The organism is Phytohabitans maris, assembly GCF_031085175.1.
In the GTDB taxonomy this organism is placed as follows: domain Bacteria; phylum Actinomycetota; class Actinomycetes; order Mycobacteriales; family Micromonosporaceae; genus Phytohabitans; species Phytohabitans maris.
Genome location: NZ_JAVHUY010000001.1, coordinates 24,771 through 51,073 on the forward strand (window position 1 = coordinate 24,771; position 26,303 = coordinate 51,073).

Here is a 26,303-nt window from a genome sequence, read left to right on the forward strand (position 1 = left end):
CAGGTGCTGGCCCCTGTGCTGGCTCCTCCGGTGGGGCCTGGGGGTGGGCTTCACTGGGGCCTGGTTCAAAGGGGCGTGGTCGGCCGGCGGCGGGCCCGGCGGGCAGCCCGGGCACCCAGCTCGACCCGCCCCGCGCGCTGGCCGTGGTGGCCGGAGTTCCGGAGGAGGGGGTCGTGGAGCTTCAGGAGTTCGTGCTCGTGGTGGCCGGGGTGCCGGGCAGCGCCGTCCTCCGGTCGTATGACGGTCTCGCCCCGGCTCCGGGGCCGCGCGACGGCATCGGCGCGGTGGTCGTGCGGCGGCACGCGCCCGACCTGGCCGAGGCGGTCACGGCGGCCGTGCGCGACGCCGAGTCGGCCGGGCTCCGCCCGGTGCGGGTGGCGACCGGCGACTGGGTCAGGCTCGCCGATGTCGCGGCCCGGATCGGGCGGTCCCGCGAGATCGTGCGGCTCTGGTCGGTCGGCCGGCAGGGGCCGGGCGGCTTCCCGCCACCGCTCAACCCCGGCTGCGACACGTCGTTCTACAGCTGGGCCGAGATCGCGCAGTGGCTGCGCCGCCGGCTCGGCTACGAGCTGCCCGACGAGGAGCCGGTGCTCGTGGCGATGAACCTCGCACTCCAGCTTCGCCGGCTCGCGCCGCGGATCGCCCGCATGGACGCCGTCCGCGAGCTGATGGACTGAGCGCCCGGTCAGTCGATGTCGAACTCGCCGTCCTGGGCACCGCCGACGAAGGCGTCCCACTCGTCCTTGGTGAAAACCAGCACCGGGCCCTCCGGCTCTCCGGAGTTGCGCAGGCCGATGAGGTCGTCGACGAAGGCGACCTCGACCGCGCTCTCCGACTCGTCGCCCTTGGCCCGCTGCCACACCGCGCGGCTCAGGTCGAAGTCACCCTTGGGGTGCTGGGCCATCGCTTGCTCCTTCACTTTCCACTCCCGGCTCTTGCTGCGCGAGCTGACTTCCCACTCCCGGTGCTCGCTGCGCGAGCTGACTTTCCCACTCTCGGCGCTCGCTGCGCGAGCTCGGCTCGCGAGGGGCGGTTCGCGACGAAGGCTATACCGCGGCGGATCGGGCAGGATGGGCGGATGCGTAGCCTCACCCGGGCCGAAGCGGCCGAACGCGCCGACCTGCTCACCGTCGAGTCGTACACAGTGGAGCTGGACGTGACCGGGGGTCCCGAGCGCTTCGGCTCGGCGGTGACGGTGCGGTTTCGCTCGGCCCGCCCGGGCGCCGCGACGTTCGCCGAGGTCAAGCCGGCCGAGCTGCGGTCGGCGAGGCTCAACGGCACACCGCTCGACGTGTCGACGTTCGATGGCAACCGCCTCCCGCTCTCCGGCCTCGCCGAGGTCAACGAGCTGGTGGTCGAGGCGGACATGGCGTACTCCAACACCGGTGAAGGGCTGCACCGCTTCGTCGACCCGGCCGACGGCGAGACCTACCTGTACGCGATGTCCTTCCTGGACCACGCGCCGCGGATCTTCGCCTGCTTCGACCAGCCCGACCTCAAGGCGCCGGTCACGCTGACCGTGCACGCGCCGGAGGGCTGGCTCGTCGCGGCCAACGGGGCAGCCGAGGGCGGCGGGCGGTTCGCGACCACGCCGCCGCTGGCCACGTACTTCGTGTCGCTGGTCGCCGGCCCGTTCCACGCCCGCTACGACGAGCACGACGGCATCCCGCTCGGCCTGCTGTGCCGGCGGTCGCTCGCGCCCCACCTCGACAAGGACGCCGACGAGGTCTTCGAGATCACCAAGGCGTGCTTCGACCGGTTCCACGAGCTTTTCGGGATCCGCTACCCGTTCGGCAAGTACGACCAGGCGTTCGTGCCGGAGTTCAACGCCGGCGCGATGGAGAACCCCGGCCTGGTGACGCTCCGCGACGACTACATCTTCCGCTCCGCCGTGACCGACGGCGACCGCGAGTGGCGGGCCGTGGTGATCGCGCACGAGATGGCACACCAGTGGTTCGGCGACCTGGTGACCATGCGGTGGTGGGACGACCTGTGGCTCAACGAGTCGTTCGCGGAGTACCTCGGCGTGCGGGTGACCGGCGAGTCGACCCGGTTCGACCGGTCGTGGACCACGTTCGGCCTGCGGCGCAAGGCCTCCGGGTACGTCGCCGACCAGCGCCCCTCCACCCATCCGGTGGCGCCGGAGGAGGTGGCCGACGCGGCGCACGCGCTGCTCAACTTCGACGGCATCTCGTACGCGAAAGGCGCCTCGGTGCTCCGCCAGCTCGTCGCCTCGCTCGGTGACGAGGCCTTCTTCGCCGGGCTGCGGGCACACTTCGCGGCGCACCGCTTCGGCAACGCGACCCTCGCCGACCTGCTCGCCGCGCTCTCCACGGCCAGCGGGCGCGACCTGAGCGGCTGGGCCGACCTGTGGCTGCGCCGCTCCGGCGTCGACACGCTGCGCGCCGAGGTGACCACTGTGGACGGCCGATACCAGAGTGTCCACATCGCACAGACCGGGGCGACCCGCCCGCACCGCGTGGCACTCGGCGTGTACGACGGGCCGGCGCTGCGCCAGCGCGTACCCGTCGACGTGGTGGGGGAGCGGACCGAGGTGGCCGAGCTGGCCGGCGAGCCCGCGGCCGACCTGCTGCTGGTCAACTCCGGCGACCTGACCTTCGCCAAGGTGCGCCTGGACCCCGCCTCGGCCGCGGCGGTACCCGGGATCCTGCCGGCGCTGGACGACTCGCTCGACCGCGCGGTGCTCTGGTCGACCACCATCGACTCGGTGCGCGACGGCGACGCATCGCCCGCCGACCTGGTCGCGCTCGTGATCACCGCACTGCCGCTGGAGACCGAGCCGCTCGTGGTCGAGGGGGTGCTGGGCATGACCCGCGACCTGCTCGACCGCTACCTCGATCCGGTGCCGCGGGAGATCGCGCTACAGCCGGTGGCGATGGCCTGCGAACGGCTGCTGGCGACCGCGCCACCCGGCGGTTCGCTGCAGCTCGCGGCGGCCCGCGGGCTCATCGAGGTGAGCACCGACGCGCGCCGGCTCGCCGGCTGGCTCAAGCGCCAGGGGGTGCCTGAGGGGCTGCGAATCGACACCGACCTGCGCTGGGCGCTGTGCGAGCGGCTGGTGGTGCTCGGCGCGGCCGGCCCGGACCGGATCGAGGCGGAGCTGGCCAACGACCGGAGCGCGACCGGCGAGCAGTGTGCGGCCCGCTGCCGGGCGGCCCTGCCCGACCCGGCGGCCAAGGCGGAGGCGTGGCGGGTGGTCACCGAGGACACGACCCTCTCCAACCGCCTCGTCGAGGCGAACGCCGAAGGCTTCTGGCAGCCCGAGCAGACCGACCTCACCCGCTCCTATGTGGAGCGTTACTTCGCCGAGATGCCGGCCGCCGCGCGGCTGCGTACCCCCTGGGCGGCCGACCAGGTCGCGAAGAGTGCGTTTCCCCGCTACGCCGTGGCGGCGTCGACCCGAAAGGCGGCCGCGGCGCTGCTGGCCCGCGACGACCTGGAGCCCGGCCTGCGCCGGGTCGTGATCGACGCGGACGACGACCTGCGCCGGGCGCTTGCGGCCCGGGGCTGAGCGGTCGCGGCACGGTTCCGTTCAGTAACGATCTACGATTCGGCAATGGCGGACGATACGCGGCGGATCGGCATCATGGGTGGCACCTTCGACCCGATCCACCACGGGCACCTCGTGGCGGCGAGCGAGGTGGCCAACCGGTTCGCGCTCGACGAGGTGGTCTTCGTCCCCACCGGCGAGCCGTGGCAGAAGGCCGAGGTGGCGGTGAGCCCGGCCGAGGATCGCTACCTGATGACCGTGATCGCGACCGCCTCCAACCCGCAGTTTCACGTCAGCCGCGTCGACATCGACCGCGATGGCCCCACCTACACCGTCGACACGCTGCGTGACCTGCGCGCCGAGTACGGCCCGAAGGCCCAGCTCTTCTTCATCACCGGCGCCGACGCGCTGCAGAAGATGCTGTCCTGGAAAGACACGGACCAGATGTTCGAGATGGCGCATTTCATCGGGGTGACCCGGCCGGGGTTCGCGCTCTCCGACGACCATCTGCCCGCCGACACGGTCAGCCTTGTGCAGGTGCCGGCCATGGCCATCTCGTCGACCGACTGCCGGGCGCGGGTCGCGATGGGCAAGCCGGTCTGGTACCTCGTGCCGGACGGTGTGGTGCAGTACATCGCCAAGAGGCGCCTTTACAGGTGATTTGTCGCCTTTATCGCTGCGCGGCGCGTGAGCCGGTATGAGAGGCTAGTCGGGTGAGTGCATCCGAGCGCGCCCGTGAGATGGCGCTGAGCGCCGCCCAGGCCGCCGCCGACAAGAAGGCGCAGGACATCGTCATCATCGACGTGGCCGACCAGATGGTCATCACGGACGCCTTCGTGCTCGCCTCCGCGCCCAACGAGCGGCAGGTGCAGGCGATCGTCGACGCGATCGAGGACGCACTGGCCAGCCTCCCGGAAAAGGCGAAGCCAGTGCGGCGCGAGGGAGAGCGCGCCGGCCGCTGGGTGCTGCTCGACTACGTCGACATCGTGGTGCACGTGCAGCACACCGAGGAGCGTGAGTTCTACGCCCTCGACCGGCTGTGGAAGGACTGCCCGACGATCCCGTTCGTGGATCGGGCCCTGGTCGAGGCGGAATGACCCGTCTCATCGTCTGGCGGCACGGCAACACCGACTGGAATGCCACGGACCGCGTCCAAGGTCAGACCGACACCCCTCTCAACGATCTCGGCCGCGAGCAGGCGGCGGCCTCCGCGCCGCTGCTGGCCGCCTTCCACCCCGACGCCATCGTCGCCAGCGACCTGCGGCGGGCCGCCGACACCGCGGCCGCGCTGGCCGCGCTGACCGGGCTGCCGGTGCGCACCGACCCGCGGCTGCGCGAGCGTTCGTACGGGGAGTGGCAGGGCCTCACGATGGCCGAGGTGGCCGAGCGCTTCCCGACCGAGCACGCCCGCTGGCGGGCCGGCGAGCAGCCGCAGGGCTGTGACGTGGAGACCCTCGACGACCTGGGCAAACGCGTGGGGCAGGCGCTCCAGGAGGCGGCCGACCAGGCGCCCGGCGGCACCGTCGTGGTGGCCACCCATGGCGGCGCGGCGCGGCAGGGCTGCGGCTTCCTGCTCGGCTGGACGCCGGACATACTGCGCCGGGTGGGTCCGCTGCAAAACTGCCACTGGACCGATCTCGGCCACGACCCGGTCCGCGGGTGGTGGCTGCGCGCGCACAACACCGGGCCGTCCGCCCACCGCCCCACTCCGTCGCCCGTGTGAGGAACCGCGTGCGGTTGGGTAACGTCGCATCTGACATGGGTATTCGCCGCGCTCTTGTCGTCCTGGTGGCCGCCGTGCTGCTCGGCGGGTGTGCCGGCACCGACGATTCCTCCGGAGGTGATGCGGTGTCCCCGTCCCCGTCGTCCTCTCTCCCCGAGGATCTTCCTACCCCGACGCCGTCGGGCAAGCCCTCGGCCGGGGCGTCGATCGAGATCAGCGGCACGATCGTGCAGGGCGTCGAGCCGGGGTGCCGGCTGATCGACCAGTACCTGCTGATCTCCGGCCCCGGGGTCAGCCGCGACGACCTGCCGATCGGCGCCACGCTCACGGTCCGCGGGCGGGTGGAGCAGGGCATGATGACCACCTGCCAGCAGGGGACGCCGTTCGTGGTCACGGAGATCATGTCGCGTTGACAGCCTGATCCGCTACCGTGCCGGCATGCGTGTCGCGGTTGTTACGGACTCCACCGCGTACCTCCCTGCCGGTCACGACCTCACCGTCGTCCCGCTCACCGTTGTGATCAACGGCGTCGAGGGCCGGGAGGGCCTGGACGCCACCTCCGCCGAGGTGGCCCGGGCACTGAGCGCGCGGCGGGTCGCGGTGACGACCTCGCGGCCGTCGCCCGAGACTTTCGCCGCCACCTACCGGCGCCTGTTCGACGCGGGTGCGGCCGGGGTCGTGTCGGTGCACCTCTCCGCCGAGCTCTCCGGCACCGTCGAGTCCGCCACCCTCGCCGCGGCCGAGGTGGGGGAGCGCGTCGCGGTGGTCGACGCACGATCCACGGGCATGGGCCTCGGCTTCCCGGCGCTCGCGGCCGCCGCGGCCGCCGTCGAGGGTGCCGACCTGGAGGGGGTACGCCGAGCGGCTACCGAGGCCATTGACCGCACCACCACGCTGTTGTATGTGGACACGCTCGAGTTCATCCGCCGCGGTGGCCGCATAGGGCCGGCGTCTGCGCTGCTGGGGACCGCGCTGTCGGTGAAGCCGATCCTGCGCGTGTCCAACGGCGCGATCGTGCTGCGCGACAAGGTCCGCACCGCCAGCCGTGGCCTCGCCCGCCTCCTCGACCTGGCCGTGGAGACCGCCGCCGAGTCCGATGTGGACGCCGCCATACACCACCTGGGCGCCGAGGACCGGGCGGCGGCGGTGGCCGAGGCGCTGAGCGAGCGGCTGGGCAAGCGCCTACACGAGCGGTACGTGACAGAGGTGGGCGCGGTGGTCGCCGCCCACGTCGGCCCCGGCCTGCTGGGAATCGTGATCCACCGCCGCGCGTAGCTCTCTCGGGCTCGCTCCCCGGCTGCCTGTGATCGAAGCTCCTTTCAAGTCGCTAGAACGACTTGGAAGGAGCTTCGATCACAGCTCTCTGGCGTGGCCGATTGTTGCTGGGGTAGCAGATTGTTGCTTGATCAGGGCGTTTTCCACAGGCGTCCCGGTTATCCACAGCGAAGCCCGCCGGTCCAGCGCCGGCCTCGTGATCGGGCCTAGCGTCGCTGCGTGCACGGGGCATCGAGAGACGAGCAGCAGACCGCGGTGCGGCAACGCCTCCACCGCGTGACCGCGCGAGCGGATGCCGGTGGCAGCCTGCTCCCACCGGCCAGTGGCGCATCGGGCCGGGCGCCTGTTCCCCAGCCGGACATCCCACTACCACGTTCCGCCCTGCCACCGCGGGCCGGCGCTGACCCTTCCACCGTCACGGCCGCAGCTCCCACCGCCGGCGTTCCGGTCGCTGGCCCGGCCGCGTCAGGCGACGATGCCACCGATGTCGCGGCTTGGTCGGTCGGCGTTCCGGTCGCTGGTCCGGCCGCGTCGGGTGGCGCTGGTGTCGCTGCTTGGTCGGTCGCTGGTCCGGCCGCGTCAGGCGACGATGCCACCGATGTCGCGGCTTGGTCGGTCGGCGTTCCGGTCGCTGGTCCGACCGCGCCGGATGGCGACGGCGCTGCTGGTGTCGCGGCTTGGTCGGTCGCCGGTCTGGCTGTGCCGGGTGGCGGCGGTGCCACGGGTGTCGCGGCCTTGCCGAGGGGCGCCGCCGCTGCCGGCGCGGATCCGGCCGTCCCCACTGGGGATGGCGTTGTCGCCGCGGCCCGCGGTCCCGGCGTTGGTCCGGCCGCGTCAGACGGTGGTCGTGCTGCCGCTGTCGCTGCCATGCCGCACGCCGGCGGTGCTCCTGGCGCTGGTCCTGCCGCTCCGGGTTGGCCGCCGGCCCGTCCTGGGGAGCCGGCCCCTACGTCGCCGGTCGCACGCGGTGGCGCCGGTCCCGCCGTGGCCGACTCTTCATGGGGCGCGTGGGGTGCTGCCGGTGATGCCGTCTCCGGCGTCCTGCCCGACGATCCCCTGGCGTCCGACTTCATGTCAGCGACGTCCAGCGGGCACGGCGCGCTCTACGGCCCGCCCGGCTCGCCGCCAGCGGCTCCGCGCGTTGCTGGCCGTGCGGTCCCTCGCCCCCCACGGTCGGCATTGGACGGTGGCTCCGGCATCGGCTACCCCGTAGCTGGCCCTGCGGGCGGGATGGCGGCAGGTTCGTCGGGCGCGGCGGGTGGTCCGTCTCCTGGCCCTTCGGGCGGGGTGGCGGTTGGCTGGTCGGGCTCGGTGGGTGGCCCCTCTGCTGGCTCGGCGCGCGTGGTCGTGGCTGGTTCGGCGGACGCCGTGGCGGGTGGGGTGGTGAGTGGTCCTTCTGGTGGCCCTCCCGGCATGGCGGCGGCCGGCCCATCGGGTGCTGCCGAGCGGTTTGGCCGGGTGGGTGACCCAGCATCGGAGGGCTCGCGTCGTCTCGCTGCGGCGCGTCAGGCAGACGGGCGTGACGACGATCGGCCGAGCCGGGCCGGCGGTGGGTCGGCGTTCGATCCGGGGCGGCGCGGCGTGCGGGCACTCGCGGCCGTGGCGGCGGTCGTCGTGCTGGTCGCGGCGGCGATCGCCTGGTATTCACGGCCTCGCGCCGATCCCGTGACGGCCGAGCCCGTTCCCGCGGCCACCGGCGACACCCAGGCGGATCGGGCGACCGCGGCCGCCGGTGGTGAGGTCGTGGTGGCGGTGGCCGGCAAGGTCCGCAAGCCCGGCCTCGTGCGGCTCCCCGAGGGCTCGCGCGTGGCCGACGCGCTCACCGCGGCCGGCGGCGTGCTTCCCGGCACCGACATCGCCCTGCTCAACCTCGCCCGCAAGGTGATCGACGGCGAGTTCATCCTCGTCGGCGTGACCGCGCCACCCGGTGACCCGGCCGGTGGTGCACCGCCCGACGGCTCGACCGGCGGTGGCGCCGCGGGTGGCAAGGTCAACCTCAACACGGCCACCCTCGCCCAGCTCGACACGCTGCCCGGCGTCGGTCCGGTGCTCGCTCAGCGGATCCTCGACCACCGCGAAAAGAACGGCCCGTTTCGGACGGTAAGCGACCTGCGGCAGGTCGACGGGATCGGCGACACCCGCTACGAGCAGCTCAAAGAGCTGGTGACGGTATGAGCGCGCCGGATGCCGCCAGCCCGCGCCTGCCCGACCTGCGGTTGGCCGGCCTGGCGGTGGCGACCTGGCTTTCCGCCCTGGCCGCCCTTTATATCCCTGTGCGCGGCGTCGTCGTGGTCGCGGTGCTGGTCGCTCTGGCCGCGGGCGCTGTGGTCGTGGTCATGCGGCGGCGACCGCTACCGCATGGTTGGGTCGTCGCCAGCCTGCTGCTCGGCGCCGTGTGCGGTGGTGCGGCGACGGCCGCCCGGGTGGCCACACGCGACGCGGAGCCGATCGCCGCGCTGGTCCGCGAGCATGCCCGCGTCGACGTCGAACTGGTCGTCCGCGACGATCCGCGGCCGGTGCGTTCGCTGCCCGGGCGGCCGCAGACCTACCTGGTCGCCGCCCACCTGCGGGGCGTACGGCCGGCGGATGGCGCGATCGCGGTCCGGGCGCGGGTTCTCGTCCTCGCGAGCGATCCACAGTGGCGTGACCTCCTGCCGGGGCAGCGGCTGACGGCGACCGGGCGGCTGCTGCCAGCCGGTCGCGGCGACCTCAGCGCGGCGATGCTCTCGGCTACCGGTCCACCCGTGCGGCAGGGCGAGCCGTCCTGGGCGCAGCGGGCCGCCGGTACGCTCCGCGCCGGCCTCCAGCGTGCCTGCGCACCGCTGCCCGACGAGCCCGGCGGCCTGCTGCCCGGCCTCGTGGTCGGCGACACCAGCCGGCTCGATCCGGCCGTCGACGACGACTTCCGGGCGACCGGCATGACTCACCTCGTTGCCGTAAGCGGTGCCAACGTGGCGATCGTCATCGGCGCGGTACTGCTGGTGGCGCGCTGGGCACGCGCCGGCCCATGGCTCTCGGCGGCCCTGTGCGCCATAGCGCTCGCCGGCTTCGTGATCCTGGCCAGGCCGTCGCCCAGCGTGGTCCGGGCCGGCGCGATGGGCGCCATCGGACTGATCGCCCTCGCCAGCGGGCGTCCGCGTGCGGCCGTGCCGGCACTGGCCGCGGCGGTGACCGTGCTGGTCGTGTGGGATCCCGAGCTGGCCGGCGACGCCGGGTTCGCGCTCTCCGTCCTGGCCACCAGCGGCCTGCTGTTGCTGGCACCGCGCTGGCGCGACGGGCTGCGGCGTGCGGGGGTGCCGGCCGGGGCCGCGGAGGCACTGGCCGTGCCGGCCGCCGCGCAGTTCGCCTGCGGGCCGGTCGTGGCCGGGCTTTCCGGCGCGGTGAGCCTGGTGGCGGTACCGGCCAACATGCTCGCGGTTCCCGCGATCGCGCCCGCCACGCTCCTCGGCGTGGGTGCGGCGGTCGTGTCTCCGGTCTGGCCGGCGGGTGCCGCGTTCGCCGCGTGGCTGGGCGGGTGGCCGGCGTGGTGGCTGGTGCTGGTCGCAAGGTACGGAGCGCGCGTGCCCTCCGGCAACCTGCCGTGGCCCGACGGCGTCCTCGGCGCGCTGCTGCTTGGCGGGATCTCGGTGGCCTTCCTGGTCGCGGCGCGCCGCCGGGTCGTACGCCGTCTCGCGGCAGTGGTCGCCGTGGCGGTGGTGATCGGCGCGCTGCCGGTTCGGCTCGTGGCGTCGGGCTGGCCACCAGAGGGATGGTTTGTGGCGGTCTGCTCCGTGGGGCAGGGCGACACGGTGTTGGTGCCCGTCGGTCCGGGGCAGGCGGTGGTGGTCGACGCGGGTCCGGACGCGGCCGCGGCGGACCGGTGCCTGCGCCGCCACGGCGTGCGGGCGGTGCCTCTGCTTGCGGTCACCCATTTCCACGCCGACCACGTCGGCGGGCTCGACGGTGTCCTGCGTGGACGGTCGGTCGGCGCGGTGGTGACGACGGCGTGGCCGGAGCCGGCGTACGGGCGGGACCTCGTGATGCGGGCTGCCGCCAGCCGCCGGTTGCCGGTCGAGGCGGTGACCGTGGGTTGGTCCCGCGTGGTGGGGCAGGTGCGGGTCGAGGTGGTCGGGCCGCCGCACGAGATGCGCGGCACGCGCTCCGATCCCAACAACAACTCCCTGGTCATACGGGTCTCCGCCGGCGGGCTGAGCGTGCTGATGGCCGGTGACGCGGAAAGTGAGGAGCAGCGGGCGTTGCTCGACCGGATGGGCGCGGCAGGCGTGCGCGCGGACGTGTTGAAGGTCGCCCATCACGGGAGCGGCTACCAAGATCCTGAGTTCCTCGATGCGGTGGATCCCGCGCTCGCGCTGGTGTCGGTGGGAGTGGACAACGGGTACGGCCACCCGAGCGTGGCGGTGCTCTCCCGCCTGGCTCGTGGCGGGGCGCGGGTGCTGCGCACCGATGTGGACGGTGACGTCGCGGCGATGCGTACCAGGGGTGGTGAGCTGGCCGTCGCGGCCCGAGGACGCGATCCGCCGTGGTGGTTTGTCCGCTTTGGCACACAGTGATTCGTCGGCAACCCGATCGAGTGAGCGAACGTGATATTCCACGAACCAGCCATGCAAGTATGGGCTGCGTGACTTCAGGAGCCACCGACTCGATCGTGCTCGTCTCTGGTGACGAGGAACTTCTGGTCACGCGAGCCGTGGCCCACGCCGTCGAAACCGCACGAGCCGCCGACCCGGGGGCCGACGTTCGGGAGTACGAGGGTGGTGCGATCAGCCCCGGCGAGATCGCGGAGATGACGAGTCCCTCGCTCTTCGGCGGGCGCCGGGTCCTGGTGATCCGCAACGGCCAGGACGCCAAGAAGGACCTGACAGCGGCCCTGCTGGCGTACGCGAAGCACCCCGACCCCGACGTCACGCTGGTGGTGACTCATCCGGGCGCGGCGAAGGGCAAGGCGCTCGCCGACGGCCTGAAATCGGCCGGCGCGACCGTGGTCCAGGCGACGAAGCTCAAGGGCAACCGCGAGCGGGTCGCGTTCGTGCGGGACGAGTTCCGGCGGCTGGGCGGCCGGTGCACCGACGACGCCGCCGAAGCGCTGCTCGCCGCAGTCGGCAACGACCTGCGCGAGCTCGCGGCCGCCTGCTCGCAGCTCGTGTCCGACACCGACGGGCGGATCGGCGCCGACACCGTCGCCCGGTACTACCGGGGGCGTGCCGAGGTCAGCGGCTTCACCGTCGCGGACGCCGCGATGGTCGGCGACGTGCCGGGCGCGCTGGAGGCGCTGCGGTGGGCGCTGCACGTCGGCGTCGACCCGGTGCCGATCGCCGACGCGATCGCCGACGGTGTGCGTACGGTGGCGCGGGTCGCGTCGGCCGGGCGCGGCAACGCGTACCAGCTCGCGAGCAGCCTCGGCATGCCGGCGTGGAAGATCGAGCGTGCCCAGCGCCAGGGTCGCGGCTGGAGCCCCGAGGGCCTGGTCGACGCGATGCGGGCGGCCGCGGAGTGCAACGCGGAGGTGAAGGGCGGCTCCGACGATCGCGGGTACGCCCTGGAGCGCGCCATCTTCGCCGTGGCCGCGGCCCGCCAGGGTGCCTCCTCCGCGCGGTCGGGTGCCGGGGCGGCGGCCCCGCAAGGCGCGGCGGCCGGTGCCCCAGCGGGTGCCGCGAGGCAGGGTGCGCGGCGCGGGAGCGGTGGCCGGTGAGCGCGCGGACGTTGACGCGCCTGCCGGAGCCGGGCGTGGCGGAGGTGCGTTACCGGCCGCTGTACGCGCGGGCGCTGGGACTGCGGCACCTCCACCCCGGCGGCATGCTCTGCTTCGTCTACCTCGAAGGCGCGATCGCACTCAGCCTGCTGCTGGCGCTGGCCGAGCTCGTGACCTGGTGGGTCGTGCTGATCCTGCCGGTGTCGGTCGCGCTGATGGTGAAGGTCAACGACCTGGTGGCGGGTGCGGTGGCACGTTCGGCGGCGCGGACACCGGAGCGGGAGCGCGAGCGCCTGCGGCGCGAGGTCGTCGCCTTCATGCCAACGGTGGGCCGCGCCACGGTCGCTGCCCCGCGCAAGGACGCCGCCGCGCGGGCCACGGACACCGATGAGCACGCCGACCTGGCGACCGCGCACGCCGACCTGGCGACCGCGCACGCCGACCTGGCGACCGCGCACGCCGACCTGGCGACCGCGCACGCCGACCTGGCGACCGCGCACGCCGACCTGGCGACCGACGAGCACGCCGGGCTGACCGAGGCCATCGCCCAACAGACCAGCGCCGAGGCCGGGGAGGGCGCCGATCGGGCCGAGGCCACGGCTCGGCCCGCCGATCTGGTGGTCGACGGGAGGCTGGTGGCCGATGGGAGGCTGGTGGCCGGAGGGAGGGCGGTGCTGGCCGAGACCGCCACTCAAGGCGCCGACGTGGACAGTGGCGAGAGCGCCGCGCGGGCCAAGACCACTCAAGGGGACGGCCTGGAGAGGGCCGAGACCACTCAAGGTGCCGGCCTGCAGAGCGATGGCAGCGTGGCGCGGGTCGAGACCGCGGCTCAAGGTGCCAACGTGCGGCCCGGCGAGAGCGTCGTGCGCGGCGAGACCGCAGCTCAAGGTGCCGACCTGGGGAACGGTGAGGGCGTCGCGCGGGCCGAGACCACCGGCGAGGTGGTCGATGACCACGCCGGGGCGGTCGCCCAGCACACCGACCTGGAGACGAGAGAACACGCAGGGCTGCGAAATGCCGTCGCCCGCCACGCCGACGTGATGACCGCGGAGCACGTCGGGCTGGCGGAGGCCGTCGCCCGCCATGCCCGCGCGGAGACCGAAGAGGAGGTCCCGGCGGGGGCCGAAGCCACCGAGCGGACGGTCGGCGAGCCTGCCGGGGGCGTCGCGCACCAGGTCGGCCGGGAGGGCGTCGCGCGGGCCGAGCACGCCGGGACCATCGCACACGACGCCGGCCCTCAGGATGTCGCGCCGGCCGAGGCCACCGACCGGGCGGTCGGAGAGCCCGCCGAAGCGACGGATCAGCCCGGTGATCCGGTGGCCGGAGCGAACAGGGCGCGGGCCGAAACGGCGGCTCAGCCCGCTGATCTGGCAGCCGAAGGAATCCCGGCGCGGCCCGAGGCCGCAGACCAAGCGACCCGAGGGCGTGCAGGGCGGACCGAGGCCGCGGACCAGGCGACCGGAGGGTACGCCGGGCGGGACGAGGCCGCGGACCAGGCGACCGGAGGGTACGCCGGGCGGGACGAGGCCGCGGACCAGGCGACCGGAGGGTACGCCGGGCGGGACGAGGCTGCGGACCAGGCGACCGGAGGGTACGCCGGGCGGGACGAGGCTGCGGACCAGGCGACCGGAGGGTACGCCGGGCGGGACGAGGCCGCGGACCAGGCGACCGGAGGGCGCGCTGGGCCGATCGAGGCCGCCGACCAATCGCCCGCGGCGCCAGCCGGTGTCATAGGAGACGAGGTATCACGTGAGAGCGCCGCGCTGACCGAGGCCACCGTCCAGTTCGCCAGCCTGGCCACGGTGCCCGGCGCGCACGCGGGCACGGCCAACCCCGGCGACCACGTCGATCCGGCGGTCGGGCAGCGGGGGCACGCCCCGGCGGCGGCGAGCTTGACGGAGGCGACCGCGCAGTATGCCGTGCTGACCCAGCCGGACCAGGAGGCTGGCTCTGCGGCGGCGGGGCCGCGGTACGCGGCGGCTGGGCGGTACCTGGATGCGGCCTGGCGGCAGCACGCCTACACGATGGCCCACCACAGCGAGCGGGTCGACCCTACCGGGCAGCGCGAGCGCAGGTCAGCCAGCCGTCGCCGCTACGAATAGGGGCGTTAACAAGGGGCATAACGGGCAAAGCAACGGGCACCGCTCGGGGAGCGCTGTGGCTCCGGCGGTGCCCGAAGGTGGGTGCCCGAAAATGGTGCGCAGGCGGGTGCCCGAGGTGGTGCGAAGTCTCAGGCGGCCAGCGACTGCAGGCGCTTGGCAATCGCCGACTTGCGGTTGGCGGCCTGGTTTTTGTGGATCACGCCCTTGCTGACGGCCTTGTCCAGCTTGCGCGAGGCGTCACGCATGAGGGCGGTGGCGGTCTCGGTGTCGCCGGCCTGGCTCGCCTCGTTGAACTTACGGATGGCGGTCTTCAGCGACGACTTGACCGACTTGTTACGCAGCCGGCGCTTCTCGTTCTGCCGGTTGCGCTTGATCTGGGACTTGATGTTCGCCACGCGACAGCCTCGTCCTTGTCGTTCTTGGGTTTCGGGTTTCTGAGCGCACGAGACACCTACACATCACCATGCGCGACGCACCAGATTACCAGCCAGCCCCGCACACATCCAAAACGGGCAGCGCCGCCGACTCTACCCGCCGAGAGACGGGCCGGGCCGGAGACCAAAGCGGCGGGCCCCCTCAAGCCCACCCGCGCCGCGAAGCGAGCCAGGCCAGTGCCACCTCGCCGGTCCAGCGCTGGTGGGCCACCAGGTGTGGTGACGCGCCGGTCGGGCCGGCCTCGGCGCGGGTCAGCAGGTAACCACCCTGGGCTGCCAGCGCCGCGTCCAGCCCGTCCGGTGGGGCGTCGCGGGTGGTGGGGTGCGCGGCGAAGAGGGCATCCGCGTCGAGGCCGCTCGCGTACGCGGTGATGAGCAGCGAGGCGGTGTCCCACCAGGCGGGGCCGAAGCAGATCCAGGTCCAGTCGCACAGCAGGGCGGCGCCGGCCGGGTCGATGAGTACGTTGTCGAGGCGCAGGTCACAGTGGGTGGCGGCGTCGCCGTGCAGGTAGCCGGGGAGGGCCGCTTCCAGCGTGACGAGGTCATCCAGCTGCTTCTCCACCCAGGGTGGCACCGGCGGCATGGCCTCGCGCCCGGCGGCGATCTCCCGCCACCACGACAGGTCGCTGCGGACCAGGTCGGAGAGGGCCGGGAGCCCCACCGCCACCAGCTCGGCCGGCGGTTCGCGCAGCGCCTCGGCCGCCACGGCCCACGCCTCCAGCGCGGCGTCCAGCTCGGCCGGCTGCCAGGGTAGGGCGGGCATGTGTCCCTCGATGGCGTCCAGGCAGATCACGTAGTAGCCGGCGGCGGTCAGCGTCCACCGCGGGCGGGCGGACGGTATGGCGGTGGGCAGCGCGGCGGTGACCGCGACCTCCCGGGCGTACCAGTCGGTGAGGTGGCGCTGCGTGCTCAGCGACGCTGCCTTGACGAAGACGCGCTGCCCGTCGGCGGTGTCCAGCACCGCCGCGAACCCGCGGGTGAAGCCGCCACCGGCCGTGGTCGCCCAGGTCACCTGCGAGCCCAGCCGCGCGCTGATCGCCGTGCGGAGGTCGGCGGGGAGGTCGGCCCAGGAGGGGCGCACGGCGGTGGACGCGTACGGGACGGCCGGCATCGGCATCCTGGGCATGCACCAATATTGCCCTGGTGTCACACCTGTCTGGCACAGTCAGGCCCGAGCGACACAAAAAGTACGACCCAAAAGATCGACACAGAAGGCACGGCGAGATGAACACGAACGAGTTCTGGGCTCTGATCGGCGACGCGGCCCGCGACGGTGGCACCCCGGACACGGTGGCGGACCGGGCTGCCACCGCCCTGGCGACCCGTGACGCGGACGAGATCGCCGGCTTCGAGCGGCACCTGCGCCGGGTGCTCGACGCGTCGTACAAAGTGGATCTTTTTGGGGCTGCCTACCTGGTCAACGGCGGCTGTTCCGACGAAGGTTTCGACGCTTTCCGGGGTTGGTTGATGGCGCAGGGGCGGGAAGCGTTCGCGCGGGCGGTGGGCGAGCCCGACTCGCTGGCGGAGTTGCCGGCGGTGAAGCGGGCGGCGGTCACCGGCGAGGAGCTTGGCTCAGAGGGCATGCTGGCCGTGGCCGCCGAGGCTCACCGCCGGGCCACCGGCCTTGAGCTGCCCGAGGAGGCGGCGACAAAACGCCCCAACACGGACGATTTCTGGGACTTCGACGACGAAGACGAGGTGCGCCGGCGCTTCCCACGCCTGGCCGCGCTCTTCAACGAGGCGCCGGCTGAGTAGCCGAAAACAAAAGCGTGGGACCATAGAGAACGGCCGGCCACTCGCCGGCCGTTCCCGCAGGTTGAACGAGAACGGACGACTGTGCCACCGATGAGCGCGAACAGCCCGGGCGCGACCGACCCCGGCCGCATCCGTAACTTCTGCATCATCGCCCACATCGACCACGGCAAGTCGACCCTGGCCGACCGGATGTTGCAGCTCACCGGCGTGGTCGATGCCCGGCAGATGCGCGACCAGTACCTCGACCGCATGGACATCGAGCGCGAGCGTGGCATCACGATCAAGAGCCAGGCCGTGCGGATGCCCTGGACCGTGCGGGAGGGCGACCTCAAGGGCGAGGCGGCCGTGCTCAACATGATCGACACGCCCGGGCACGTCGACTTCACGTACGAGGTGTCCCGCAGCCTCGCCGCCTGCGAGGGTGCCGTGCTCCTAGTCGACGCCGCGCAGGGCATCGAGGCGCAGACGCTGGCCAACCTCTACCTGGCGCTGGAAAACGACCTGCACGTCATCCCGGTGCTCAACAAGATCGACCTGCCGGCCGCCCAGCCCGACAAGTACGCGGAGGAGCTGGCCCACCTCATCGGCGGCCGCCCCGAAGACTGCCTGCGCGTCTCCGGCAAGACCGGCGAGGGCGTGCCCCACCTGCTCGACGAGATCGTGCGGCAGTTCACCCCGCCGAAGGGCGAGGCGCAGGCACCGGCCCGCGCGATGATCTTCGACTCGGTCTACGACGTGTACCGCGGCGTGGTCACGTACGTCCGGGTGGTCGACGGGCGGATCGAGGCGCGCGACCGGATCAAGATGATGTCCACCGGAGCGGTGCACGAACTGCTGGAGCTCGGCGTCATCTCGCCCGAGATGCAAAAGGCGCAGGCCCTCGGCGTGGGCGAGGTGGGCTACCTCATCACCGGCGTAAAGGACGTGCGCCAGTCCCGGGTCGGTGACACGGTCACCATCAACTCGCGGCCCGCCAGCGAGGCCCTCGGCGGCTACAAGGACCCCAAGCCGATGGTCTACTCCGGGCTGTACCCGATCGACGGCTCCGACTACCCCGACCTGCGCGACGCGCTCGACAAGCTCAAGCTCAACGACGCCGCGCTCAGCTACGAGCCGGAGACCAGCGCCGCGCTCGGCTTCGGCTTTCGCTGCGGCTTCCTCGGCCTGCTCCACCTGGAGATCATCCGGGAACGGCTGGAGCGCGAGTTCGGCCTCGACCTGATCTCCACCGCGCCCAACGTGGTCTACCGGGTGCTGATGGAAGACGCCACCGAGCACGTCGTGACCAACCCGAGCGAGTACCCGACCGGCAAGGTCGCCGAGGTGTACGAGCCGGTGGTCCGGGCGACCGTGCTCACGCCCAACGACTACGTCGGCGCGGTGATGGAGCTCTGCCAGGGGCGGCGGGGCACGCTGCTCGGCATGGACTACCTCTCGGCCGACCGGGTCGAGCTGCGCTACACGCTCCCGCTCGCCGAGATCATCTTCGACTTCTTCGACCAGCTCAAGAGCCGCACGAAGGGGTACGCGAGCCTCGACTACGAGCCCAGCGGCGAGCAGAAGGCCGATCTGGTCAAGGTGGACATCCTGCTGCACGGCGAGGCGGTCGACGCGTTCAGCGCGATCGTCCACAAGGACAAGGCGTACAACTACGGCGTCACCATCGCCGCCAAGCTGCGCAACCTGATCCCGCGCCAGCAGTTCGAGGTGCCGATCCAGGCCGCGATCGGCAACCGCGTGATCGCGCGCGAGACGATCCGGGCGATCCGCAAGGATGTGCTCGCCAAGTGCTACGGCGGTGACATCACCCGTAAGCGCAAGCTGCTGGAAAAGCAGAAGGAAGGCAAGAAGCGGATGAAGATGGTGGGCCGCGTCGAGGTGCCTCAGGAGGCGTTCATCGCGGCGCTGTCCACTTCGGACGGCGGGGACAACAAGGCCAAGAAGTGACGGTCGAGGCGCGGTTTTGCCCCCGCTGCGGCGCGGGGCTCCGCGACAAGCCGCCCACCGCCTGCGTCGCCTGCGGCTACGAGCTCTACGTCAACGCCCGCCCCACCGCAAACCTCATCGTCCACGATGGACGCCGCTTCCTCGCGCTCAAGCGGGTGATGGAGCCGGGCGCCGGAGGCTGGGAGTTGCCGGGCGGGTTCTGCGACGGGTGGGAGGAGCCCGCGACCGCCGCCCTACGCGAGGCCCGCGAGGAGCTCGGCGTCGAGGTCGCCCTCGGTGACCTCGTCGGCATGTACATCGGAACGTACGACTACCAGGACGAACGGCTGCCGGTACTGGAGTGTTTCTACCTCGCCACGCTGGCCGACGGTGCGCGGCTGACGCTCGACCCGCGCGAGTCGTCCGAGCACGCCTGGTTCGACATCGACCGGCCGCCGCCGCTGGCGTTCGAATCGATGGACCGGGCCATAGCCGAGGCGGCCCGGCGTTTAGCCCCATGAGATGTCGGGCACCTCTTGCGGCAGGACGAACCCCCTGAAGGAGGACGACCGTGACCGCAACCGGCATCATCTCCGCGCTCATCATCGGGCTGATCATCGGTGCGCTGGGGCGGCTGGTGGTTCCCGGCCGCCAAAACATCCCCATCTGGCTGACCATGCTCATCGGCGTCGGCGCGGCCCTGCTCGGCACCGTGATCGCGCGGGCCGCGGGCGTGGCCGACACCGCCGGTCTGGACTGGACCGAGATCTTCATCCAGGTGGTACTCGCCGCGATCGGCGTTGCCCTGGTGGTGGGCGTGACCGGACGGCGCGGCATCAGTCGCTACTGACCCGCCCTTGTCGATCGAAGCTCCGCCCAGCGACTTGGGTGGAGCTTCGATCACGAAGAGGCTTCGGCGAAGACCTCCGCCACCACCTGCGGAGACTGGTCCGGTGCCGTGATCTTGGCCCAGGCGCCCTCGTCGGCCGTCCACTCCAGACCCGCGTACCGCACTCGCTTCACCCCGTGGTCGGTGGCGTGCGAGACCAGCCAGTGCGCGTACCGCCAGCCGGCCTGTGAGCTCGCCGCCGGCACGGTCAAGCCGGTGACCTGGGCGGACGCTTCGAGCCGGCCCCAGTCGAGGCGGAGCCCGTTGCCCAGCGCCTCGGCCGCCGCCGCACCGCGCATCGCCGGCTCACCGTCCACCGTGCACGCCACCGCACCGGTTGCGTTGCCGAGCAGCGCCTTGGTGAGCACCGACGACTCGTCGGCCCACTTCTGGTACGCCTCCGGGTAGGCCGAGCGCTGCACCCGCTGGGCCGCGTCGGTGACCCGCATCTTCTCCCAGCCGCGCACCTTCTTGAGCGCGGCGTAGAACTTGTTGGCCGCGTACCGCGGGTCGCTGATCTGCTCCGGCGTGCCCCACCCCTGGCTCGGGCGCTGCTGAAAGAGGCCGATCGAGTCGCGGTCGCCGCCGGCGAGGTTTTCCAGCTTGGACTCCTGCAGGGCGGTCGCCAGCGCCACCACCACCGCCCGCTCGGGCATCTTTCGCTGCGCCCCGATCGCGGCGATCGTGGCGGCGTGCGCCATCTGCTCGGGGTTGAGGGTGACCTCGCCGTCCGCCTGCACCGTGCAGGCTCGGCTGTGCGGGCGGGGGAGCTTGAGCTCGGGGGTCCAGTCGTGCTTGCCGACGACGAGCCCGATGATCGCGACGAGCATCAGGCCGACGGCTGCCACTACCCCTGCCCGAATACGCACCGTCACCCCTCAGTGAGTTGTCCGTCCAGGGTACGACGTGATCCTGCCGGCGACCGTACCCCTGGCCGGTTTGGCGCGGAAGGGGGAGTCAACTGGTACCCGACCCCTCGGGCACCCACGAGGCGTGGCGTTTCTCCCGAAAAGCCCGGACTCCCTCGCGCCCTTCCTCGGACTGGAAATAGCCCACAGAAAGGGCGGACAGCTCGGCGAGCTCTTCACGTACGGTAGCGGTCGGTCGGCGGTGCAGGATGCCTTTCGTACCGGCGAGTGCCTCCGGGCCGCCGAGCACGAGCGCGCCGCAGTAGGCCGCGACCGTGGTGTCCAGCGTCTCCGCGGTGGTGGCCTGGGTGACCAGCCCGATCCGTTCGGCGCGCTGCCCGTCGAAGGTGTCTCCGGTCAGGAAGAGCTCGGCCGCCGCGCGCGGGGTGAGGCGGGGGAGGACGGTCGCCGAGATGACCGCGGGCACCACGCCCAGCCGTACCTCGGAGAAGGCGAACGTCGCCTCCTCGGAGCAGATCGCGATGTCGGCGGCCGCCACCAGGCCGAGGCCGCCGGCCCGGGCCGGCCCGCCCACCCGGGCCACCACCGGCTTGGGGCACTCCCAGATCGCCGCGAGCACGTCGCCGAGCATCGCCACCGGGATGCGGCCACTGGAGATCGCGTCGGCGGTCTCCTTGAGGTCGGCGCCGGAGCAGAAGACCGGGCCGGTGTGCGAGATCACGATCACCCGTACCGACTCGTCGCCCTCCGCCGCCTCCAGCGCCGCCATCAGCTGCGTCATCAGGCGGGAGGAGAGGGCGTTGCGGTTGTGCGGGCTGTCCAGAGTGAGCGTCGCCACGCCCCGCCCGGTCTCGACCCGGACCAGCGACTCGTCGTCAGAAGCCATGCGGGCAGACTAGAACCCATGCCCGGAGCACTCCCAGAAGGCGAGGCCGTCCCCCGCGACGGCAGCCTGCCGCCCGGCACCGGCCCGGGCGGGCGCGGCTTCGGCGTGTACGTGCACGTGCCCTTCTGCGCCAGCCGGTGCGGCTACTGCGACTTCAACACGTACACCGCGGCTGAGCTGGGCGGCGGGGCGAGCCGCGAGGCGTACCCACAGACCGTGCTCGCCGAGCTTGCCCTCGCCGCCCGGGTCGTGGCGCCGGCGCGGGTGGACACCGTTTTCGTCGGCGGCGGTACCCCCACGCTGCTCGACCCGGACGACCTCGCCCGCATCCTGGAGGCGATCGACCGCACCTGGGGCCTGGCCGCGGACGCCGAGGTCACCACCGAGGCCAACCCGGAGTCGGTGAACCCGGCCTCGCTCCAGCGGCTGCGCAAGGCCGGCTTCACCCGGGTCTCGCTGGGGATGCAGTCGATCGCGCCAGGCGTACTCCAGGTGCTGGAACGCCGGCACACCGCGGGCCGTGCGCCGGCCGCGGCGGTCGAGGCGCGCGAGGCCGGCTTCGACCACGTCAACCTCGATCTGATCTACGGCACGCCGGGCGAGACGGCGGACGACTTCGCCGCCTCGCTGGCGGCCGCCGTGGGGGCGGGCGTCGACCACGTCAGCGCGTACTCGCTGATCGTCGAAGACGGCACCCGGCTCGCCGCCCGGATGCGCCGCGGCGACCTGCCGTACCCGGATGACGACGTCGCCGCGGACCGCTACCTGGCCGCGGACGCCGCCCTCGACGCGGCCGGCCTCACCTGGTACGAGGTCTCCAACTGGGCGGCCGGCCCGGCGGCGCGGTGCCGCCACAACCTCCTCTACTGGACCGGCGGCGACTGGTGGGGCCTCGGGCCGGGCGCGCACAGCCACGTGGGCGGCGTGCGGTGGTGGAACGTCAAGCACCCCTCGACCTACGCGGCCCGCCTGGCCGCCGGCGAGTCACCGGGGTACGCGCGCGAGGTGCTGGCGCCGGACGACCGGCACGTCGAGGACGTGATGCTGCGCCTGCGCCTCGCCTCCGGCCTGCCCCTCGACGTGCTCGACGCCCAGGGCCGCGCGGCGGCTGGGCGGGCGGCGGCCGACGGCCTGCTGGAGATCCGCGACGGGCACGCGCTCCTCACCCTGCGCGGCCGCCTCCTCGCCGACGCCGTCGTCCGCGACCTGCTGCCCTGAACGGGCAACTCCCACAAAGATCTGAGCTGCCGCGACGTCCGCGGTGGTCCAGACCGGCGGCCGGAGGGCGGGTGTCTTTCTCGGCGTTTCACGCGGAAAACGGGCGAACGATCACCGCCCACCCCCTGCGGTGCGGCCAGAACCCGGATTCAGTTGCAGATCGTGGTATTCCGGTGCCCCTATAGAGGCACCGAAATACCACGATCTGCCTGTCAGGCACGGCGGGCACGGCGGGCGGGGCTGGCCACACGGAGAGGGAGGCCGCGGGAAGGCGTGAGCCCCGGGGACCGCGCGGTCCCCGGGGCCTCCGTGCGCGTTACTTGATGATCGAGACGCTCATCGGGTAGTTGTACAGCTGGCCGTCGTTGGCCTTCACGCCGCCGATGATGCCGAAGACGATCGCGATGATCGTCGCGACCGGCGCGAGGATGAAGCCGATCAGCACGCAGACGAGGATCCAGCTGATCACCGTGATGATCGACCAGAGCAGCTGGAAGTTGAGCGCCGCGACCGCGTGCGCGCGCACGGTCGGCGACTGGTTGCCCTTTGCCAGGAGCGCGACGAGCGGGCCGACCCAGCCCAGCGTGCCGCCGCCGATGAACGCACCGGCCGCGCCGCCGAAGTGGGCGACGAGGGCCCAGGTCTTCTCGTCGTTGTTGGCGTAGCCCGACGGTGCGGGACCGGCCGCGTAGTAGCCGCCGGGCGGACCCTGCGGCGGGTAGCCGGGCGGTGGGTAGCCGGCGCCGGGCGGCGGATAGTCGGCCCCGCCCGCGGGTGGCGGGGGCGGTGGTGGTGCGTCACTCGGTGGGGGTGCGTAACCGGGAGAGGGTGCCTCGCCCGGCATCGAGTAGGACGCTGGGGGTGTTGGCGGAGAGGTCGGGTCCGGCGGCGTCGAGCCGGGGTCGCTCTCTCCGGGAGGGCGAGGTGGTTCTGTCATGGAGGTCACGGTAGGGGCACAGATCAACCCGCGCCACACAACACTCTTGCCAACTGTCGGACATTGTGCCCAAAGAGATCATCGCGGGGGCACGGGGATGCGACGTAGACTGGCACTCGCTACAGTCGAGTGCCAGTCCTCTCATCTGGGTGTGGCAGGGGGTGACAGTGAGTCTCGATGACCGCAAGCTCGACGTGCTCCGAGCGATCGTCGAGGATTACGTCGCCACCCAGGAGCCGGTCGGCAGCAAGGCTCTGGTCGAGCGACACCAGTTGGGGGTCTCGCCCGCCACCGTGCGTAACGACATGGCCGTCCTGGAGGAGGAGGGGTACATCCGGCAGCCGCACACCAGCGCCGGCCGGGTCCCGACCGACCGTGGCTACCGGCTCTTCGTCGACCGCCTCTCCCGGGTCAAGCCGCTGAGTCCCGCCGAGCGGCGGGCGATCGAGCGGTTCCTCGCCGGGGCGCTCGACCTCGACGACGTGGTGCACCGCACGGTGCGGCTCCTCGCTCAGCTCACCCGTCAGGTCGCCGTGGTGCAGTACCCGAGCCTGTCCCGCTCCTCCGTGCGCCATCTGGAGCTGGTGCCGATCTCCACCACCCGGGTGATGCTCGTCATGATCGCCGACACCGGCCGGGTGGAGCAGCGGCTGGTCGAGCTGCCCGCGCCCGTCCAGGTCGACGCCGTCACCGACCTGCGCCGCCTGGTCAACGAAAGGCTCGTCGGCAAGCGGCTCTCGGAGGCGCCGCCGCTGATCCAGGCGCTGGTCGAGGAGGCCACGCCGGACGACCGCAACACGATGGCCACCCTCGCCTCGGTGTTGCTCGAAACCCTCACCGAGCGGCACGATGAGCGCATAGCACTAGCCGGCCGGGCCAACCTGACCCGTGGCGGTCTCCTCGACTTCCAGGGCTCCCTCCGCCCGATCCTCGAGGCCCTCGAGGAGGAGGTCATCCTGCTCAAGCTCCTGGGCGAGGTCGACGCGGACACCCTCCGGGTCCGCATCGGCGACGAAAACGAGATCGACAACCTCCGGTCCACCTCAGTTGTCAGCACGGGCTACGGTCCAGGCGCCACAATCGTGGGTGGTCTCGGCGTCCTCGGGCCGACGAGGATGGATTACCCCGGCACCATCGCCACGGTGCGCGCCGTGGCACGCTACGTAGGCGACCTGTTGGGAAACAACTAGCCCGGGACAGCGCGAGAGCATGAGGACACGTAACCAAGTGGCCAAGGACTACTACGGGATTCTCGGTGTAAACCGGGACGCATCCGACGACGAGATCAAGCGTGCCTACCGGAAGCTGGCCCGCCAGTACCACCCGGACGTCAACCCGGACCCGGATGCGCACGAGAAGTTCAAGGACATCAACGCGGCGTACGAGGTGCTCTCGGACGACCAGAAGCGGCAGATCGTCGACCTCGGCGGCGACCCTCTCGCCCCGGGTGGCGGTGGGCCGGGCGCTGGCCCCGGCGCGGGACCATTCGTCGGGTTCCAGGACATCATGGACGCGTTCTTCGGCACGGCCGCCGGGGCGCGCGGGCCGCGCTCGCGCACCCGGCCGGGCGCCGACGCGATCCTGCGCCTGGAGCTCGACCTGACCGAGACCGCGTTCGGGGTCGAGGCACCGATCACGGTGGACACCGCTGTGCTCTGCACCACCTGTTCCGGCGCCGGCACCGCGGCCGGCACCCACCTCGCCACCTGCGAGGCGTGCGGCGGGCGCGGCGAGGTGCAGTCGGTGCAGCGCACGTTCCTGGGGCAGGTCGTCTCGTCCCGCCCGTGCACCGTCTGCCAGGGCTACGGCACCGTGATCCCGCACCCCTGCGCCACCTGCGGCGGCGACGGCCGGGTCCGCACCCGCCGCTCGCTGACCGTCAAGATCCCGGCCGGCGTCGAAGACGGTATGCGCATCCGCCTGGCCCAGCAGGGCGAGGTCGGCCCCGGCGGCGGCACCGCCGGCGACCTCTACGTCGAGATCCACGAGCGGCCGCACGACGTCTACTCCCGCAAGGGCGACGACCTGCACTGCCGCGTCACCGTCCCGATGACCGCCGCCGCGCTCGGCACCCGCCTGACGATCAAGACGCTCGACAGCGAGGAGCAGCTCGACGTCAAGGCCGGCACCCAGCCCGGCGCGACGCTCCGGCTGCGCGCCCGTGGCGTGCCGCACCTGCGCGGCACCGGTCGCGGTGACCTCTTCGTCCACCTCGACGTGCGCACACCCACCAAGCTCGACCCGGAGCAGGAGCGCATCCTGCGCGAGTTCGCCAAGACCCGGGGCGAGGAGGTCGCCGAGCTCACCAAGCAGGGCGGCTTCTTCTCCCGGATGCGGGACGCCTTCAACGGCCACGCGTGAGCCGCCCGCTCTTCCTGGTCGCCGCGCTGCCGCAGGGGGAGTCGTTCACCCTCGACGGCCCCGAAGGGCATCACGCGGCCACCGTCCAGCGGCTGCGGGTGGGTGAGGAGCTGCTGCTCGGCGACGGAAAGGGCGGCACCGCCACCGCCGTGGTCACCGCCGCCGGCCGCGGCACGCTCGATCTGCGGACCATCAGCATCGGGTACGCGGACACGCCCGACCCGCGACTGGTGGTGATCCAGGGCATCGCCAAGGGTGAGCGGGGCGAGCTGGCCGTGCAGGCGATGACCGAGGCCGGCGTCGACGAGATCGTGCCCTGGGCCGCCGCCCGCTCGGTGGTGCAGTGGCGCGGCGAGCGCGGCGACCGGGCCCGCGAACGCTGGGTCGCCACCGCCCGCGAGGCCGCGAAGCAGGCCCGCCGCCCCTGGCTGCCCGTGGTCGCACCCGCCGCGTCGACCCGCGAGGCGGCCGAGCGCGCCACGCTGGTGCTGCACGAGGCGGCCAAGGAGCGGCTGACCCGGGTCGACCTCCCGGCCACCGGCGACATCGCCCTTGTGGTGGGGCCGGAGGGCGGCATCGCACCGGAGGAGCTGGCCACCTTCGAAGCGGCCGGCGCCACACCCGTCCGGCTCGGTGACGAGGTCCTGCGCACGTCGACCGCCGGCGTGGCCGCCCTGTCCGTCCTCTCCACCCGCCTCGGCCGCTGGTAACCCATCCCGGCCCGCGGC

24 protein-coding genes and 2 pseudogenes are annotated in these 26,303 nt (G+C 72.6%); 20 read left to right on the forward strand and 6 right to left on the reverse strand.

The genetic code is table 11. The features are described 5' to 3' along the window. Window positions 1-173: 173 nt before the first annotated feature. Window positions 174-677 (forward strand): helix-turn-helix transcriptional regulator, encoded by a 504-nt coding sequence (locus RB614_RS00090; protein ID WP_308710195.1) that lies wholly within the window; start codon window positions 174-176, stop codon window positions 675-677. Between the two features lie 8 nt (window positions 678-685). Here RB614_RS00090 and RB614_RS00095 read toward each other — a convergent pair whose 3' ends face one another. After that, window positions 686-904, reverse strand: a complete 219-nt coding sequence (locus RB614_RS00095) for a DUF397 domain-containing protein (protein WP_308710196.1) — start codon at window positions 902-904, stop codon at window positions 686-688. Window positions 905-1,078: 174 nt separating this feature from the next. Between RB614_RS00095 and pepN the strand changes: the two genes are divergently transcribed. From pepN to RB614_RS44190, 11 genes and pseudogenes are all read left to right on the forward strand, one after another. Next, window positions 1,079-3,532, forward strand: a complete 2,454-nt coding sequence (gene pepN, locus RB614_RS00100) for an aminopeptidase N (protein WP_308710197.1) — start codon at window positions 1,079-1,081, stop codon at window positions 3,530-3,532. A 45-nt stretch (window positions 3,533-3,577) separates the two neighbouring features. After that, entirely contained in the window at window positions 3,578-4,171 is a 594-nt protein-coding gene (gene nadD, locus RB614_RS00105; RefSeq protein ID WP_308710198.1) for a nicotinate-nucleotide adenylyltransferase, read from the forward strand. Between the two features lie 53 nt (window positions 4,172-4,224). Beyond that, complete coding sequence (gene rsfS / locus RB614_RS00110; protein ID WP_308710199.1) at window positions 4,225-4,608, forward strand: ribosome silencing factor; 384 nt, start codon at window positions 4,225-4,227, stop codon at window positions 4,606-4,608. After that, complete coding sequence (locus tag RB614_RS00115; protein WP_308710200.1) at window positions 4,605-5,234, forward strand: histidine phosphatase family protein; 630 nt, start codon at window positions 4,605-4,607, stop codon at window positions 5,232-5,234. Before rsfS ends, RB614_RS00115 begins: the two co-directional genes overlap by 4 nt. A gap of 35 nt (window positions 5,235-5,269) precedes the next feature. Continuing rightward, window positions 5,270-5,647 (forward strand): hypothetical protein, encoded by a 378-nt coding sequence (locus tag RB614_RS00120; protein WP_308710201.1) that lies wholly within the window; start codon window positions 5,270-5,272, stop codon window positions 5,645-5,647. A 25-nt stretch (window positions 5,648-5,672) separates the two neighbouring features. After that, window positions 5,673-6,509 (forward strand): DegV family protein, encoded by an 837-nt coding sequence (locus RB614_RS00125; RefSeq protein WP_308710202.1) that lies wholly within the window; start codon window positions 5,673-5,675, stop codon window positions 6,507-6,509. Window positions 6,510-7,922: 1,413 nt separating this feature from the next. Further along, window positions 7,923-8,684, forward strand: a complete 762-nt coding sequence (locus tag RB614_RS00130) for a ComEA family DNA-binding protein (RefSeq protein WP_308710510.1) — start codon at window positions 7,923-7,925, stop codon at window positions 8,682-8,684. Next, window positions 8,681-11,059: a ComEC/Rec2 family competence protein gene (locus RB614_RS00135; RefSeq protein WP_308710203.1), complete on the forward strand. Its 2,379-nt coding sequence runs from the start codon at window positions 8,681-8,683 to the stop codon at window positions 11,057-11,059. The genes RB614_RS00130 and RB614_RS00135 overlap by 4 nt, the downstream gene beginning before the upstream one ends. A 59-nt stretch (window positions 11,060-11,118) precedes the next feature. Beyond that, window positions 11,119-12,093: pseudogene (gene holA / locus RB614_RS00140) on the forward strand (DNA polymerase III subunit delta); the annotation flags it as partial. 116 nt (window positions 12,094-12,209) lie between these two features. Beyond that, window positions 12,210-12,732 (forward strand): annotated as a pseudogene (locus tag RB614_RS44185) (hypothetical protein). A gap of 137 nt (window positions 12,733-12,869) precedes the next feature. Then, window positions 12,870-14,300, forward strand: a complete 1,431-nt coding sequence (locus RB614_RS44190; RefSeq protein WP_428982885.1) for a hypothetical protein — start codon at window positions 12,870-12,872, stop codon at window positions 14,298-14,300. Window positions 14,301-14,428: 128 nt separating this feature from the next. Here the strand turns inward: RB614_RS44190 and rpsT are convergent, their stop codons facing one another. Both rpsT and RB614_RS00155 read right to left on the reverse strand, forming a co-directional pair. Beyond that, entirely contained in the window at window positions 14,429-14,695 is a 267-nt protein-coding gene (rpsT, locus tag RB614_RS00150; RefSeq protein ID WP_308710204.1) for a 30S ribosomal protein S20, read from the reverse strand. A gap of 181 nt (window positions 14,696-14,876) precedes the next feature. Further along, complete coding sequence (locus RB614_RS00155) at window positions 14,877-15,860, reverse strand: phosphotransferase (protein ID WP_308710205.1); 984 nt, start codon at window positions 15,858-15,860, stop codon at window positions 14,877-14,879. A gap of 98 nt (window positions 15,861-15,958) precedes the next feature. On the opposite strand from RB614_RS00155, the gene RB614_RS00160 reads away from it, so the two are divergent. The 4 genes from RB614_RS00160 (at window position 15,959) to RB614_RS00175 (ending at window position 19,265) form a co-directional block, all read left to right on the forward strand. After that, complete coding sequence (locus RB614_RS00160; protein ID WP_308710206.1) at window positions 15,959-16,489, forward strand: DUF4240 domain-containing protein; 531 nt, start codon at window positions 15,959-15,961, stop codon at window positions 16,487-16,489. 90 nt (window positions 16,490-16,579) lie between these two features. Beyond that, window positions 16,580-18,436: a translation elongation factor 4 gene (gene lepA / locus RB614_RS00165; RefSeq protein WP_308710207.1), complete on the forward strand. Its 1,857-nt coding sequence runs from the start codon at window positions 16,580-16,582 to the stop codon at window positions 18,434-18,436. Continuing rightward, the gene (locus RB614_RS00170) at window positions 18,433-18,936 is read left to right on the forward strand and encodes an NUDIX domain-containing protein (protein WP_308710208.1); all 504 of its coding nucleotides are present in this window, start codon (window positions 18,433-18,435) and stop codon (window positions 18,934-18,936) included. The genes lepA and RB614_RS00170 overlap by 4 nt, the downstream gene beginning before the upstream one ends. Window positions 18,937-18,986: 50 nt before the next feature. Then, complete coding sequence (locus RB614_RS00175; RefSeq protein ID WP_308710209.1) at window positions 18,987-19,265, forward strand: GlsB/YeaQ/YmgE family stress response membrane protein; 279 nt, start codon at window positions 18,987-18,989, stop codon at window positions 19,263-19,265. Window positions 19,266-19,315: 50 nt separating this feature from the next. Here RB614_RS00175 and RB614_RS00180 read toward each other — a convergent pair whose 3' ends face one another. Next, window positions 19,316-20,179 (reverse strand): hypothetical protein, encoded by an 864-nt coding sequence (locus RB614_RS00180; RefSeq protein WP_308710210.1) that lies wholly within the window; start codon window positions 20,177-20,179, stop codon window positions 19,316-19,318. A gap of 82 nt (window positions 20,180-20,261) precedes the next feature. After that, window positions 20,262-21,059, reverse strand: coding sequence for an enoyl-CoA hydratase-related protein (locus RB614_RS00185; protein WP_308710211.1), 798 nt, complete (start codon window positions 21,057-21,059; stop codon window positions 20,262-20,264). An 18-nt stretch (window positions 21,060-21,077) separates the two neighbouring features. On the opposite strand from RB614_RS00185, the gene hemW reads away from it, so the two are divergent. Beyond that, window positions 21,078-22,277, forward strand: coding sequence for a radical SAM family heme chaperone HemW (gene hemW, locus RB614_RS00190; protein ID WP_308710212.1), 1,200 nt, complete (start codon window positions 21,078-21,080; stop codon window positions 22,275-22,277). 316 nt (window positions 22,278-22,593) lie between these two features. Here the strand turns inward: hemW and RB614_RS00195 are convergent, their stop codons facing one another. Continuing rightward, window positions 22,594-23,214, reverse strand: coding sequence for a DUF4870 domain-containing protein (locus RB614_RS00195; protein WP_308710213.1), 621 nt, complete (start codon window positions 23,212-23,214; stop codon window positions 22,594-22,596). 167 nt (window positions 23,215-23,381) lie between these two features. Between RB614_RS00195 and hrcA the strand changes: the two genes are divergently transcribed. From hrcA to RB614_RS00210, 3 genes are read left to right on the forward strand one after another with little or no spacing between them, the layout of a single operon-like run. Further along, on the forward strand, window positions 23,382-24,404 hold the full coding sequence (gene hrcA, locus RB614_RS00200) for a heat-inducible transcriptional repressor HrcA (protein WP_308710214.1): 1,023 nt from the start codon (window positions 23,382-23,384) through the stop codon (window positions 24,402-24,404). Window positions 24,405-24,441: 37 nt separating this feature from the next. Beyond that, window positions 24,442-25,575, forward strand: a complete 1,134-nt coding sequence (gene dnaJ / locus RB614_RS00205; RefSeq protein WP_308710511.1) for a molecular chaperone DnaJ — start codon at window positions 24,442-24,444, stop codon at window positions 25,573-25,575. Then, a complete protein-coding gene (locus tag RB614_RS00210; protein WP_308710215.1) occupies window positions 25,572-26,285 on the forward strand; it encodes a 16S rRNA (uracil(1498)-N(3))-methyltransferase in 714 nt (237 codons plus the stop codon). Before dnaJ ends, RB614_RS00210 begins: the two co-directional genes overlap by 4 nt. The last annotated feature ends 18 nt before the right edge of the window (window positions 26,286-26,303 follow it).